Here is a 14,736-nt window from a genome sequence, read left to right on the forward strand (position 1 = left end):
CCACTATGGCACCGGTAGCACCCTGGCCGGGACGTGCTTGTGCCAGGGCGTCCCGATCAGATCGTCGGCCAGGTCTGAGCTCGTCAACTCGTTCGGGGCAACCCCGACCCCACGATCGTCGTCCGAGAGGGTCAGGCCTTGCCCGTTCGGCAGGCTCATCTGGCCTGGCGCGGCCTCCTCGGTCACCGCCGCCACCCCCTCCACCGCGCCGGTCGCAGTCTCGATCCGGACACGGCCGCCGTCAGTCACCCCGAACGCCTCGGCGTCGGCCGGGTGGATGCGGACAGCCCCCTCCGCGTCGCGCTTTCGCCAGGCCGGGTCCCGAAAGATCGTGTTGGCCGTGTACGAGCGTCGCTCGCCAGCAGCCACCAGCAGCGGGAACGCCGGATCCTGCACTGGGTCCACGGGCAGGCTCGCCAGCCGGGCCAACAGCTCGGGGATGGCGAGGTGCACCCGCCCGTCCTCGTGGGCCAGCCGTTCGAAGCTCACCGCTGGGTCGTCATCGCTGCTGAACACCACTCCAGACCGACCGTCGAGAACAGCGTGGAACAGCGCGTTGCCCAGTGCCAGCGGACCCTCTCCGTCCGGCTCAACCCCTGCTCGACGAATGGCGGACGCGTTCCGCTGCGCCGCCTGATGGCACACGGCGAACAGCACCGCGCCCTCACGTAGATCAGGATCCAGCGCCGGACCAAGCGTCTCGTACAGCAGCACCGGCAGCACCTGCAGGGCAGCAGGGGTCGACGCTGCCGCCCCGAACAGCGCGGTGGCGTAGGCCTCCAACCCCTCCGACGCCGCCTCCGTCAACCCCTCGACGTCGATGCCCTCCATGGCCCCCAACGCATGGCAGAGCCGACGGTGGATCTCCGCCTCGGGCAATGTGCCGTCCAGCGGATCGAGGATCGCGTGGCGCAGGTGGAAGGTGTTCTCGGGGAAGTCGGTCGTGAAGAACGTCGCCTCGGCCTTCTCGAACTGCGACGAGGCGGGCAGGACCCAGTCGGCCAGCCGAGCGGTCTCGGTCATCGCCACGTCGATCACCACGACGGTGTCGAGCGCGCCGATGGCCTCGCGCATCCGTCGAGAGTCCGCGATGGAGTGTGCGGGATTGCCCGACTCGACGATCAGCGCCCGGAAGCGGTCCGGGTGGTCGGTCAGGATCTCGTCGGGGATGTGGTTGCAGGCCAGCAGTCCGGCGGCCAGTGGCCGGTCCGCCACCGGTGAGCGGTGCCGCGAGTGCGAGCCCATCAGCGGCGCCATCGCCGTGTGCAGGTTCATCCCGCCGGCCACGCCGAAGTTGCCGGTCAGCAGGTAGATCAGCTTCTCCAGGTAGCTGTTGAGCGTCGAGTGGCGCCCCTGCTGGACGCCGAGGTCCTCGTAGACGGAGACGCTGGAGGCGGTTGCGATGCGCCGTGCGACGGCCTCGATCTGGGGAAGGTCCAGCCCGGTTGCGGCGGCGTGGGCCGCCACGTCGAGGGTGGCGAGGACGGCCATGACCTCCTCCAACCCCTCGGCGTGCGCGTCGAGCCACGCCGCATCGAGCAGCCCGTCACGGACGATGATCCCGAGCATCGCAGCCAGCAGATTGGCGTCGGTCCCAGGCCTGACCGCCAGGTGCACGTCGGCCATTGCGGCGGTCTCGGAGCGGCGGGGGTCGATCACGATGATGGTCCGGTCCGGGTCCCGCTGCGCCTCCTTCAGCACGATCCGTGCCCGCTCCACGCCGTGGGAGATCCACGGGTTCTTCCCCAGGAACACCAGCACCTCAGCGTGCTCCCAGTCGCCGGCGGTGTGGCAGGTCGACTTGCCGTAGAGGTGGCCGTCGACCCAGAACTCGCCGGTCTTCTCCTGGCCCAGGGCCGAGGACGCGACAGTGCTGCCGAGCACCCCTCGGGTCGCCTTGGCGTAGGCACCGGGCAGGTGGTTGCCCTGTCCGCCGCCGCCGTAGTACAGGATGGACCGGCCACCGTGGGCGTCGCGGATGGCGGCCAGGTCGGCGGCGACCCCGGCGATGGCGGTGTCCCAGTCGACCTCCTCGAAGGTTCCGTCCTCGCGGCGGCGCAGCGGCGTGGTCAGGCGGCCCTCGAAGTTCTGGTAGTGGTCCAGCTGTCGTGCCTTCTCGCAGGTGTAGCCCTGGCTGCCCGGGTGGGCCTTGTCGCCGGTGGTCCGGACGAAGGTGCGGCCCTCCAGCTCGACGGTGACGCCGCAGTTGAGCTCACAGAGGATGCAGGCCGTCGTGACCAGCTTGGTCCCGTCGTCGGTCGGGGTGGCGCGAAGCGGGAACGTGGGCACAGGGACCTCCGGGTGCAGTCAGGTGGGATCAGGAGGACCGATCAGAGCACATTCGGTTGCGTAACGCAACCTAATCACCTGTTGTTCGGTACGGTGGGCTGGTGAAGCGGTCCGACATCACCCACCTCAACTGCTCCGTGGCGCGTGCCCTCGACGTCGTCGGGGAGTGGTGGAGCCTGCTGATCATCCGCAACGTCGCCTATGGCCAGCACCGGTTCACCGACATCGCGGAGTCGCTGGGCGTGGCTCGCAACGTCCTGACCGACCGACTGAGGACACTCGTGGAGGCGGACGTGCTCCGCCGGGTCCCCGATCCGGACGATGGGCGGGCCGCCCGGTACGAGCTGACCGACAAGGGGCAGGAGTTGGTCCCCCTGCTGCTGATGCTGATGCAGTGGGGCGATCGCTGGGAGTCACCGGACGGCGCCCCGCTCAACGTGGTCGACTCGAGTGGGGAGGTGGTCGACCTGGCCCTGGTCAGCCGCCGAACCGGTGAAGAGGTCGACCTGGCCACGATGCGGCTGCGGCCGGGACCTGGATTCAGACACGAGGCTCGGGGCGGCTAGCTCAGCGATCGGACGTGCCGGTGAGGAGTCCCAGGGCGCGGGTGCGGATCCTCTCATCTGGGTCATCGGCTGCACGGGCATGTAGCTGCCGGAGGTGCTGGTCGTTCCAATAGTCGACACTGCGCGGCCACCCGCATCTTCATGATCGGATGCGTATTGACCGCTACACCCGTAGGTGCCGCGGCAGCCGGTGATGTTCCAGGCAGGCGCTGTCGTAGGGTTATCCACAGCGCCTTGGTGTGGACGGTTGCGGCCCCCGACCATGTCCGAGCATGATCCGAGGAGATGACCACGTTGCTCTCACCCGTGACCGAACTCCCGCCTGAGTTCCGACCCCTCCTCCGCAGCGAGTATGACCGACTGGTCGAACTGGGCGTGTTCGAGGGGACGAAGGTGGAGCTCATCGGAGGACTCCTCGTCGAGATGTCACCCCAGAACAGTCCGCACTACCAGTTCATCGCCGACCTCACCATGCTGCTGGTACCGATGGTCGTCGGGCGGCACACCGTCGGCGTGCAACTCCCGCTTCTGGTCGACGACGTCTCCGAGCCGGAGCCCGACCTCACGATCCTGCCCCTGCCGCAGTATCGAGGTGTCGGCAAGACCGGTGAGGCCCTCCTGGTGATCGAGGTGTCGGAGTCCAGCCTGGCCCTCGACCTGGGTGAGAAGGCCCGCCGATATGCAGGCGCCGGATACCCGGAGTACTGGGTCTTCGATGTCGTAGGGCGGCAGTTGATCCGGCACACCGAGCCTGCGGAAGACGGGACCTGGGGGACGGTGACCACACTCAGCTCGGGAACGGTGGCCGCCGTCGCAGTCGAGGGGGTGACGATCGACCTGGACGATCTCTTCGACTTCTGACGTCGAGCTGCTTGGACACGCGATCTACGCCCGACCTCCACGCGACCGGCGTCCGGGCTATGGTGCCCGCGGACCAGGCGGTCAGCGATGACCTCGAGTGAGAGAAGGCGGAGACGATGCGGATCGGAATCCTGACAGGCGGCGGTGACGTACCCGGGCTCAACCCGTGCATCAAGGCGGTGGTCGAGCGAGTCATCGACGACGGGCACGAGGTGATCGGACTGCGGCGAGGCTGGGCCTCGCTGGTCGACGGGGACCCGGCCCAGCCCGAGACGCTGAAGGCGATCAGTCGACCGCTGCCGCGCAACGCCGTTCGCACCATCGACCGCACCGGCGGAACCACGCTGCACACCTCCCGGACGAACCCCAGTCGGGTCAAGCCCTCCGCCCTGCCAGCCCACCTGGCCGACCGTGCCCCGGAGGACCAGGACAACGACGACCCGATCGACGTCACCGACCACGCGGTCTCGGTCCTCGAGGCCCTGAAGATCGACGCCCTCATCCCGATCGGCGGCGACGACACGTTGTCCTACGGCCTCCGGCTGCACAACGAGGGTGTACCGGTCGTGGCCATCCCGAAGACGATGGACAACGACGTCCACGGGACGGACTACTGCATCGGCTTCTCCACGGCCGTCTCCCGCTCGGTCCAGTTCATCCACCAGCTGCGGACCAGCACCGGCTCGCATGAGCGGATCGCCGTCATCGAGCTGTTCGGCCGCTATAGCGGCGAGACCTCGCTCATCGCCGCCTACCTGGCCGGCGCCGACCGGGCGTTGATCTCCGAGATCCCCTTCGACGTCGAGAAGCTCTCCGGCCAACTCGTGAACGATCGAGATGCCAATCCCTCCAACTACGCGGTGGTCACCGTGAGCGAGGGCGCGCGGATGCTGGAGGGTGAGGTGCACCTCTCGGGCGAGGCAGACGACTACGGGCACCGCAAGCTGGGCGGGATCGGCGACACCACCGCCGAGGCCATCAAGCAGATCACCGGCGTGAACATCATCTCGCAGCGGCTGGGCTACCTCATGCGCTCGGGCAGTCCGGACTCGCTGGATCTCATGGTGGCCACGAACTACGCCGTGATGGCGGCCGACCTGGCGGTTGAGGGCGCGACCGGCCGGATGGTCGCGCTGCGCAGCGGCACCTACACCGACGTGCCGGTCTCGGTCACGGGTGAGGGGGTCAAGCGCGTGGATGTCGACGCGCTCTACGACGCGGACGCCTACCGCCCCAAGGTGCGCCAGGTCGTCGGCAAGCCCATGTTCCTCTACTGACCGTCACCGCCCGCCCGTGGCGCGGCGGAACCGAGATAGCCTCAGGGTGGTGAGCTACCCAGCGAACCGCCCGTCCGGACCGCCGCCAGACGGGAGTCGCCCTCCCGGTTACGGAGAGGCCGGCTCGAGTCTGGCCGATTCCCGTCCCAACCCCTTCGCCAGCTCGGGCAATACGTGGACGACGACGAGTGCCTCGACACCAGGCCGTGAGCCGACCGGTGGCGAGGATGGCCGAGGAACGGCCAGGTGGCTCCTGCTGGCGGTCATCATCCTGGTCGTTGCTCTGGCCGCAAGCAGCACGGTCGCCGTCGTGCAGACCGACCGTCTCTCCGACACCAGGGACGACCTGACCGACACCCGCTCCGACCTCGCAGTCGCCGAGCAACGGGCCGCCGATCAGCAGGCCCAGATCCGGGAGTTGGAGGAGGAGTTGGCAGCCGGAGGAGCGCCAGGCGACAACCCCCTGGAAGACCTCTTCGGCGGTGCCGCACCCGGTGGCGAGAACCCACTCGAGGACTTGCTCGACCCAGAGGACTTGGAGGAGCTGTTCGGTGAACAGGGCCTGGAGGACCTGTTCGGCGAGGGGGGTCTTGAGGACCTCCTCGGCGAGGGTGGCCTCGAAGATCTGCTCGGCGCGGCCGAAGATGCGCCGGACGTCAACGCCTGCCTGGCTGACGTCGAGGACCTGCCCGACGTGGACGCTGACACGTTGGAGGGTCAGTTCGAGCAGGTGGCCGAGATCGTCCAGACCCTGCGCGGCCAGACCTTCCCGGAGCCGTTCACGCCCACGATCAGGACCGCTGAGGAGATCCGCGAGTTCTTCGCCGAGGAGATCGCCGAGGCGTACAGCGAGGAAGCCGCAGACGCCGACCAGCGCATCCTCGGCGCGCTCGGTGCGGTCCCGACGGGCACCGATCTGATCCAACTGCAGACCGACCTGCTCGGGGACCAGGTGGCGGGTTACTACGACGACGAGACCGGCGAGCTCGTCGTCCGGGCCGAGAGCGGCGACGATCCGCTCGGTGGCATCGGGCTGATCACCCTGGCACACGAGTTCGAGCACGCCTTGGTCGACTCGACCATCGGCCTCCCAGACCTCGAGGGCTTCGGCGATGACGAGGACGGTGCGCTGGCGGCGCTCTCGATGGTCGAGGGCAGCGCTGTGGCCCTCCAGTCACGGTTCCAGACCTCCGCGCTCGACCCCTTCAGCCTGCTCGGTGACCTGGACGGGCTGGACCAGGGTCTTGACGAGGTGCCCTTCTACCTCCGCGAGAGCCTGACCTTCCCCTACGTCGAGGGCGCGACGTACATCTGCAGCCAGTACGCGGTCGGCGGCTGGGACGCCGTCAACGCGCTGATCGCCCAGCCGCCCGCAACCTCCCACGAGGTGCTCTTCCCCACCGGTGTGACCGGCCTGGTCGACGTGCCGCAGGCCCCGATCCCCGACGGCTTCGACGAGGTCACCCGGCGCTCGTTCGGGGCCGCCCAGTTGAGCTGGTTGTTCGGCGCCCCGGCCACGGACGAAGCGCTGTCCCTGTCAGACCCGGTCAGCGCCGTCGAGTCATGGCGGGGTGGTGAGGTGACGCTGTCCACGGCAGGTGAGGACTCCGCCGTCGCGGTCGTGCTCGCGGGCGGAGGCCTGTGTGATCCCGTGACGGAGTGGTGGGGCCTCCGGGCAGGCGGGAGCGGTGAGACCGGGGATCTCCAGGACGACGAGACCCTGACCCAGCAGACCGACGATGGCTTCTGGGGCGCGGTCAGCTGCAACGGCGACACCGTCCGCGTCGGGATCGGCCCCGACCTGACCACCGCCCGCGCCGCCATCGGCTGACCTCACTCCGTCTGAGGGGCCAGGCCAGGATCGACTCGCAATCTCGAGGACAGGCCGTAGCCTGCGAGGACATGAGCAGCGACAGCGGCCAGCGACCGCCGGCCGACCAGCACGATTCCGCCGCGCCGGGGGACGACGGCTCGGCCGACTCCGGCCACCTGGCCACCCTCATGGACGAACGACGGGCCAAGGCCGAGCAGTGGCGTGCCGACGGCGTCGAGCCGTACCCCGTCGGAATCGAGATCACCGACACCCTGGCCGACATCGCCGCCCAGTACCAGGACCAGCTCGAGGCCGGTGAGGAGACCGATCACGTCGTCACCGTGGCCGGCCGACTGGTCATGCGGCGTGGCATGGGAAAGCTCGCCTTCCTGGTCCTGCGAGAGCGCGGGACCGACCTGCAGGCCATGGTCTCCAAGGCCGTGGCGGGGGAGGGGGTGATGGCCACCGTCGACCGCTTGGACACGGGCGACTGGGTCACCGTGACCGGACGGGTCATCCGCTCACGGCGCGGCGAGCTGAGCGTCATGGCTGACAGCGCAGGCATCCTCGCCAAGTCCATTCGACCGCTGCCCGACAAGTGGCACGGCCTGTCCGACACCGACACGCGGTACCGCCAGCGCTACGTCGACCTGATCGTCAACGAGGACACCCGGCGCGCGTTCGCCGTCCGCAGCGCCACCATGCAGGCGTTCCGCAGCGAGCTCGTCGAACGCGGCTTCGTCGAAGTGGAGACGCCGGTCCTGCACCCGATTCCCGGCGGGGCGGTCGCCAAGCCATTCATCACCCACCACAACGCACTCGACGTCGATCTGTACCTGCGGATCGCGCCAGAGCTGTACCTCAAGCGGCTCATCGTGGGCGGCATGGACCGGGTCTTCGAGATGGGACGGGTCTTTCGCAACGAGGGACTCTCGCCCCGGCACAACCCCGAGTTCACGATGCTCGAGACCTACCAGGCCTACGCCGACCACGAGCAGGTCATGGCCATGACCCAGGCGTTGGTCCAGCGCGCCGCGAGCGAGGCCACGGGCTCGGAGGTTCTCACCCACGCCGGTCGCGATATCGACCTGAGCGGCGACTTCATCCGACGTCCGCTCCTGGATCTGGCTCGAGAGGGGACGGGCGAGGCGACGCTCTCCTACGACAGCCACCTCGGTGATGTTCGCGATCTGTGCGACGACCACGACGTCCCCTGGGAGGAGGGGCACGGTGTCCAGAAGCTGATCGTCGAGCTCTACGAGAAGCTGGTCGAACACACGCTGTGGGACCCCACGTTCGTCACCGAGCACCCGATCGAGACCTCCCCGCTCGCACACGCCCACCGCAGCCAACCGCACATCACGGAACGCTTCGAGTTGCTGATCGCTGGCCGCGAGATCGCCAACGGCTTCTCCGAACTTGCCGACCCGGCTGACCAGCGCGATCGCTTCGAGGCCCAGGCCACGGCCAAGGCGGCCGGCGATGACGAGGCCATGGTGGTGGACGAGGACTACCTGCGTGCCCTCGAGTACGGGCTGCCGCCGACGGGCGGTCTGGGCATCGGCGTCGACCGGCTGGTGATGCTGCTGGCCGGCGTGGAGACGATCCGCGACGTCATCCTCTTTCCGACACTCCGTCCCGAGGCCTGAGCGCCCGCCGACCTCCCACACCCACGACCGCCCCCGCGCGACAAATCTTCGACAGCACTGTCGAATCGGTGCTTGGCTCATCGTCGGCACAGGTGAGGGGACACGTCCGGTGTCCTCCGGAGCCACCCGAGAAGAGGGACCACCGATGAACTACATGTTGTTGATCACATCCACCCACGAAGACGAGCCCGCCACTGAGGAGGAGGGCCAGACCCGCATGAACGCCTGGTTCGAGTACAACCGGATCGCGGAGGAGGCGGGTGTGTATGTGGCTGGCGAGGCACTGCACGGCGTCGAGACCGCCAAGGTCGCCGACGTCCGCACCGGCGTGGTGACGGATGGGCCGTTCGCCGAGACCAAGGAGGTCATCGGCGGCTTCTACGTGCTCGATGTCGCCGACGAGGACGCTGCCATCGAGTGGGCCCTGAAGATGCCGCCGTACGTCTCGGTCGAGGTCCGACCGGTCATGGCCTTCGGGTAGGGGCTTGCCCCTCTACCCCGACCCGGCCACGTCAGCGGCGGCCCAGGCGGTTGCCCGGGCCGTCGAGCGGGCCTTCCGCGAGGACGAGGGGCGGGCGGTCAGCTCGCTCATTCGCAGCTTCGGTGATCTGACGCTGGCCGAGGAGAGCGTCCAGGAGGCATACATCCGGGCCCTCGCGACCTGGGGGGCGGGCGTCCCGGACAATCCGGGCGGCTGGATCCTGACCACGGCCCGCAATCGGGCGATCGACACACTCCGCCGTGCCGGTCGCCTGGAGACCAAGACCGCGGAGATGGCTGTCGAGCTGGATCGGCGCCAGCAGGACACCGACACCTTCGGCCCCGTCGAGACCATCGCCGACGATCGGCTGCGACTGGCGTTCCTGTGCTGCCACCCGGCGCTGGACGCCCAGGCCCAGATCGCGTTGACGCTCCGGCTCGTCGCCGGCCTGTCGACCGTGCAGATCGCCGCTGCCTTCATGGTCAAGACCGCCACGATGGCGGCCAGGATCACGCGTGCGAAGGCCCGAATCGCCGCTGAGGGGACCCCGTTTCGCCTCCCCGACGACCACGAGCTCCCGGACCGTCTGGCGTCCGTCCTCCACGTCCTGTACCTCATCTTCAACCAGGGCTACGTCTCCCGCGACGGTGCGCAGCTGGTGGACCTCGACACCGCCGCAGAGGCGATCCGCCTCACCAGTCTGGTCCGACGCCTGATGCCCGAGGAGCCCGAGGTCTCCGGCCTGCTCGCCCTCATGATCCTCACGCATGCGCGTCGCGACGCCCGTCAGGTCGGCCTGCGCATGCTGCTGCTGGGAGAACAGGATCGGCGCCGGTGGCACACCACCGAGATCGAGGACGGACTTGCCATGCTGGAACGGGCGCTCCGCCGTGGTCGTCCCGGCCCGTACCAGCTCCAGGCGGCCATCCAAGCCGTCCACGTCGAGGCGACGACGGCCGAGCAGACGGACTGGACGCAGATCGTCGGGCTCTACGGTGCGCTCGAGGCGCTGGACCCCTCACCGGTCATCCGCCTGAACCACGCCGTTGCGGTCGGAAAGGCAGACGGTGGCGCAGCCGCCCTGGCCAGGCTGGACGACCTGCGGGGGGAGTTGGACACCTACCACCTCTTCCACGCCGCCCTGGCGGAGTTCTCGCTCGACGTGGGGGACGTCGACACCGCAAGGGCGGCGTTCGCACGTGCTCTGGCGTTGACGGACAACGAGGTGGAGCGTCGGCATCTCAGCAACCGTCTGGCTTCGCTGAAGTGAGATGAACGTCTTCTCATCGTGCCCTAATCGTGTCTTCAGGCCCGCCGGACACAGTCCATAGCACCTGACACGCGGCCGGAGGCCGGTACTCGATGAGGAGACACACGTGATGTTCACACCACTCAGCCCCGCTCGAGCAGACCAGCTCAAGCGCAGCTACACCACACGCATGGTCCCGCAGGAGCGGATTGCAGGTGTACGCCACCAGGGCACCCCCGAGTCGGGAGACGTCGTCGTAGCACGGGTCCTCGAGGTGGGACAGCACACCCGTCTCGAGGCTCCGGATGGTCGACGGCAGACGCTGTTTCCGGGGGACGAGATCATGGTCTGCTTCGCCAACCGCTACGCGCCCGCCCAGTACGAGGCCGTGGTCCCCGAAGGACTCGGGATCTGTGACCTCGTCGCGGCCGGCGGCGTTGCCGCAACGGCCCTGTCCTGGCACGCCGCGAAGGACGCCCCGACGGTGATCGACGTCATCGGCTTCGCGTGCGACGACTTGGGCCGAAAGATCAACCTGGAGCAGCACCGCATCCCGAGCTCGGCCCCAGCCGGACTCGTCCCCGTGCCCACGGATCGACCCCACACGGTCGTCGTGTGCGGGACGTCCATGGACTCCGGCAAGACCACCGCAGCCGCTGGCATGATTCGCGGCCTGGTCGGCGGCGGCCTGGATGTGGGAGCCGCGAAGGTGACCGGCACCGGCGCGGGTGGCGACGTCTGGCTCATGCGAGACGCGGGCGCACGTCCGGTCATGGACTTCACTGCTGTCGGCATGGCCTCCACCTACCTGATGAGCCACGACCGGATCGTGGACTCGTTCGTGACGCTGACCGACGAGCTGTACGCCGTCGGCATCGACGTGGCCGTCATCGAGATCGCAGACGGGTTGTTCTTCGACGAGACCCGAGACCTGCTCGACGACCCTGCACTCCGAGACCGCTGTGACGCCCTTGTCTTCGCTGCCGGCGACGCCATCGGCGCCCAGGCCGGTGTGCAGCTGCTCCAAGGCATGGACCTGCCGGTCCGTGCGGTGTCCGGTCTGCTGACCGCCTCGCCGCTGGCCATCCGCGAAGCGCAGGGGGAGCTCGACGTGCCGGTCCTCGACCTGGAGCAGCTGTGGACAGCCGACCACGACCTGGTCGACGGCGCCGCCTGCCGGGCACGCCTCGAACCGTCCTCGCTTCCGATGATGGCGCCAGCCGCGGCGCCCGCTCGCAGACTCCGCACCTCACGGGCACATCAGCTCGCGGTCGAGGCGGACACCGCCGTCCGGGAGGAGACGAGCGTGCGGGCCGTCTCATGATCCCGCTGTTCCGAGACAGACGCGGCGTCACGTTCGTCCTCCTCATCGCCAACGGCTTCGGCCAGGCGCTGTCGGCGATCGTGGCCGCCTTCGCCGTCGAACACGCCTTCACTCGCTTCGGCCAGCCGAACAGCGCGGGCGACATCGCGTCCGTGGCTGGGGTGCTCGCCGGTGCCGCCGCCCTCAGCGCGATCCTGCGTGCCAGGGAACGAGTCGACGCCGAACGGTTGGGCCAGAGCTACGTGCACGAGCTGCGAATGCACCTGTTCCGCCGGCTCACGGCCATGTCCCCGCGAGCGGTGTCGCGGCGCAGTCAGGGCTCGACTGCCCTTCGGTTCGTCGGTGACTTGAGCGCTGTCAGGAAGTGGGTCAGCTTGGGCCTGTCCCGGCTGGCGGTCGCCACGACGATGATCGTCGGGACGCTGGCCGCGCTCTCCGTCGTCGACCCGCTGCTCGCCACTGCGACCGGTGCGGCCGCGCTGCTCGGCGGGATCGGCGCCATCGTCCAGGGCCCGTCGTTGCGGGAGGCCGATCGGAGGGCACGGCGGCAGCGTTCGAAGCTGGCCGGCACGGTGACCGAGACGATAGGGGCGGTCGGAGTGGTCCAGTCCAGCAACGCCGTGAACCGCGAACGTCGCCGGGTGGGCAAGAGAAGCCGACGGCTGCGATCGGCGATGATCGACCGGGCTCGGCGGCTGGGCCGCCTCACGGCGATCGCGGAGGCAACGGGATCCGCAGCCACCGCCCTGCTGCTGCTGGCTGCGCTCCACTTTCGAATCCCCGCGCCAGAGGTTGCCGCCGGAATGACCGTCGTCGGGTTGCTCGTGCCCCAACTCCGCGGACTCGCACGGGTCCAGGAGTACCGGCAGCGCCAGCAGGTCGCGGTCGACGCCATCCAACGGTTCTTGGATCGTCCCGCGATGCTGACCGAACCTGAGGAGCCCATCTCGCTGCCACAGGGCCCCGGCCGGATCAGGCTCGTCGCGGCGTCACACGGGGTGGTCCGTGAGGTCACGGCCACCGCCGAGCCGGGACGGACCGTTGCCGTGGTGGGGCCGAACGGCGCCGGGAAGTCCACCCTCCTTGCGATGATCGGCCGTCTGGTCGACCTCGATGCCGGTCGTGTCCTCTTCGAGGACGTCGACCTGGCGGAGGTCTCGCTGGCAGACGTCCGCGCCGCGGTGGGGATGGCTGGCCCGGACCTGCCGCTCATGAAGGGGAGCCTTCGCCGCAACCTCACCTATCGCGACAAGGACGTCGATGACGCAGTGCTGCAGAGGACGATCGAGCGCTGTGGGCTGGGTCCGCTGATCGAGGAGTTGGACGGCGGGCTGGACTTCAGGATCTCGGAGGGCGGCGCAAACCTGTCCTCGGGACAACGACAGCGGATCATGCTGGGGAGGGCGATCCTCACAGCTCCCCGGGTGCTCCTCCTGGACGAGGCCGACGCAAATCTCGACAGCGCGACGGCCGACTTGATCGACGCGGTGCTCACCCCGCACATCGGCCCTGCTCTGATTATCACCCATCGACTGGAGCGGGCCATGGCTGCCGATGACCTCTGGCACCTCGCCGACGGTCGCCTGGTTGAGCAAGGTCCTCCCGACCAGCTGCTCAAGCCCGGAACGGCCACGGCTGCACTGTTCGGGGTCGAACGGACACCCGAGCTCGAGTCCGGCGAGCTGGTCTCGGCGTGAACGGGATCGGACCGATCAGGTCGGAGCGAGGTGCCCTGACCGTCATCGTCACCGTCGTGGGCGCGGTGCTCGCGCCGATCGCCAACCAGTTCAGGGCCGCACCCCGCGACAGCTTCCCGTTCTCTCACTACCCGATGTTCTCGGCCCGTCGTGGCCACGACATCGGCCTGTCGTTCGTTCGCGGGGTTCGTGCAGATGGGACGTTCGTGCCACTGGACTCCCGCCTGGCCGCCCGTGGAGGCATGAACCAGGAGCGCAAGCAGCTGGCGGCCGCCGCGCGGCGGCGAACGCGGGCACGGAAGGTGGCGTCCCGGGTCGCCCGTCGAATCGCCCGTCGTGACCTCCATCTCGATGTCGTCGCCGTGGAGTTCGTCAGAGGGCGGTTCCTCCTCGCCCAGTACTTCGATGATGCGCCGCTGGAGTGCCACCTCGAGGAGGTGCGCGGCTTCGCCGTCGTCCCCGGCCGGCCCGGCGACGACGTGGCGCCCGATCTGCAGCCATCGGGCAACTGCCCACCGTCGACGCCGGCTCCTCCTCGGCGTCGACCCGCGGCTCGAGCTGAGGGCGCTGGAGACACGGGTCCCGTCGCACGCCCGAGGTCAGCCCCGTGAAGTTCCTCCTCCGCTGGTGCTTCCGGCCCGCAACTCCGCAGGCGCTGGCTCTGGTGCGCATCGCCACCAACGGGTGGATGCTGTGGTACCTGGCGAAGCGCTGGAAGCTGATCACCAAGACGGCGTCGGGTGACCCGCGGAACTTCGAGGGCGTCGGGATCACCCGATCATTGCCGGGCCCGCTTCCACCGTCGCTGATCAAGGCGACCACGGCCGCCAACTATGCCGCCACGGCGCTGGCCGCCCTGGGGGTGGCCCATCGCGTCACCGGTCCGGCCAGCGCCGCGCTGTCCTGGTGGACGCTGACCTACCGCAACTCCTGGTCGATGGTGTTCCACACCGACAACCTGGCAGTCCTCCATCTGGTCGTCCTCGGCCTCTCGCCTGCCGCGGATGGCCTGTCCGTCGACGGGTGGCTGGCCAGGCGCCGCGGCACGCCGGCGGTCACCCAACCGAGCGGGCAGTACGGCTGGCCCATCCAGACCGTCAACGCCGTCACAGCCGCCGTGTACCTGGTGAGTGGGACCGCCAAGCTGACGGGCCCGCTTGGGCTGCGCTGGGCCACCGGCGACCACCTCCGCTCACAGGTCGCCGTGGACGGTGTCCGCAAGGCGATGCTGCGGCCTGACCAGGACAAGAAGGCCACCCCGTTCGTCGCGTTCGTGGACCGGCGGCCATGGCTGTGGTCGGCCTTTGCGACTGGTTCGTTGCTGGCCGAGCTGGGCGCGCCACTGGCCCTCGTGAATCGACGGCTCGGCCGACTGTGGTCCCTTGCGGCCTTCGGGATGCACGTCGGCATCAAGGCCATCATGCAGATCACGTTCCGCTATCAGCTCTCCGGCGTTCCCTACGTCGGGTTCGCCGTCGCGCCCCGTGCACCGCGATCGTGACGCGGCTCAACCGATGCCGTCCCCGCCGA

General features: G+C 69.0%; 12 protein-coding genes. 11 read left to right on the forward strand and 1 reads right to left on the reverse strand.

What is annotated here, in order from left to right; all coding sequences use genetic code 11:
• Positions 1-3: 3 nt before the first annotated feature.
• The gene (locus tag C1746_RS08490; protein WP_116714190.1) at positions 4-2,289 is read right to left on the reverse strand and encodes a molybdopterin-dependent oxidoreductase; all 2,286 of its coding nucleotides are present in this window, start codon (positions 2,287-2,289) and stop codon (positions 4-6) included.
• Positions 2,290-2,390: 101 nt separating this feature from the next.
• Between C1746_RS08490 and C1746_RS08495 the strand changes: the two genes are divergently transcribed.
• The 11 genes from C1746_RS08495 (at position 2,391) to C1746_RS08545 (ending at position 14,707) form a co-directional block, all read left to right on the forward strand.
• Complete coding sequence (locus C1746_RS08495) at positions 2,391-2,855, forward strand: winged helix-turn-helix transcriptional regulator (RefSeq protein WP_162867546.1); 465 nt, start codon at positions 2,391-2,393, stop codon at positions 2,853-2,855.
• A gap of 285 nt (positions 2,856-3,140) precedes the next feature.
• Entirely contained in the window at positions 3,141-3,716 is a 576-nt protein-coding gene (locus C1746_RS08500) for a Uma2 family endonuclease (protein WP_116714192.1), read from the forward strand.
• Between the two features lie 116 nt (positions 3,717-3,832).
• Positions 3,833-4,993, forward strand: coding sequence for a 6-phosphofructokinase (locus tag C1746_RS08505; protein ID WP_116714193.1), 1,161 nt, complete (start codon positions 3,833-3,835; stop codon positions 4,991-4,993).
• Positions 4,994-5,042: 49 nt separating this feature from the next.
• Positions 5,043-6,824, forward strand: a complete 1,782-nt coding sequence (locus C1746_RS08510; RefSeq protein ID WP_116714194.1) for a hypothetical protein — start codon at positions 5,043-5,045, stop codon at positions 6,822-6,824.
• A gap of 71 nt (positions 6,825-6,895) precedes the next feature.
• A complete protein-coding gene (lysS, locus tag C1746_RS08515; protein WP_116714195.1) occupies positions 6,896-8,455 on the forward strand; it encodes a lysine--tRNA ligase in 1,560 nt (519 codons plus the stop codon).
• Positions 8,456-8,600: 145 nt separating this feature from the next.
• Complete coding sequence (locus C1746_RS08520; protein ID WP_116714196.1) at positions 8,601-8,936, forward strand: YciI family protein; 336 nt, start codon at positions 8,601-8,603, stop codon at positions 8,934-8,936.
• 4 nt (positions 8,937-8,940) lie between these two features.
• Entirely contained in the window at positions 8,941-10,206 is a 1,266-nt protein-coding gene (locus C1746_RS08525) for an RNA polymerase sigma factor (protein ID WP_116714197.1), read from the forward strand.
• A 109-nt stretch (positions 10,207-10,315) separates the two neighbouring features.
• Positions 10,316-11,509 carry a P-loop NTPase family protein gene (locus tag C1746_RS08530; protein ID WP_205711774.1) on the forward strand — a complete coding sequence of 398 codons (1,194 nt, stop codon included), beginning with the start codon at positions 10,316-10,318 and terminating at the stop codon, positions 11,507-11,509.
• On the forward strand, positions 11,506-13,206 hold the full coding sequence (locus C1746_RS08535; RefSeq protein ID WP_116714198.1) for an ABC transporter ATP-binding protein: 1,701 nt from the start codon (positions 11,506-11,508) through the stop codon (positions 13,204-13,206). The genes C1746_RS08530 and C1746_RS08535 overlap by 4 nt, the downstream gene beginning before the upstream one ends.
• Positions 13,203-13,817, forward strand: coding sequence for a hypothetical protein (locus C1746_RS08540; RefSeq protein WP_116714199.1), 615 nt, complete (start codon positions 13,203-13,205; stop codon positions 13,815-13,817). Before C1746_RS08535 ends, C1746_RS08540 begins: the two co-directional genes overlap by 4 nt.
• Positions 13,814-14,707, forward strand: a complete 894-nt coding sequence (locus C1746_RS08545; protein ID WP_116714200.1) for a hypothetical protein — start codon at positions 13,814-13,816, stop codon at positions 14,705-14,707. The genes C1746_RS08540 and C1746_RS08545 overlap by 4 nt, the downstream gene beginning before the upstream one ends.
• Positions 14,708-14,736: the final 29 nt, after the last annotated feature.

The sequence above is a fragment of the Euzebya tangerina genome (genome assembly GCF_003074135.1).
Classification (GTDB): domain Bacteria; phylum Actinomycetota; class Nitriliruptoria; order Euzebyales; family Euzebyaceae; genus Euzebya; species Euzebya tangerina.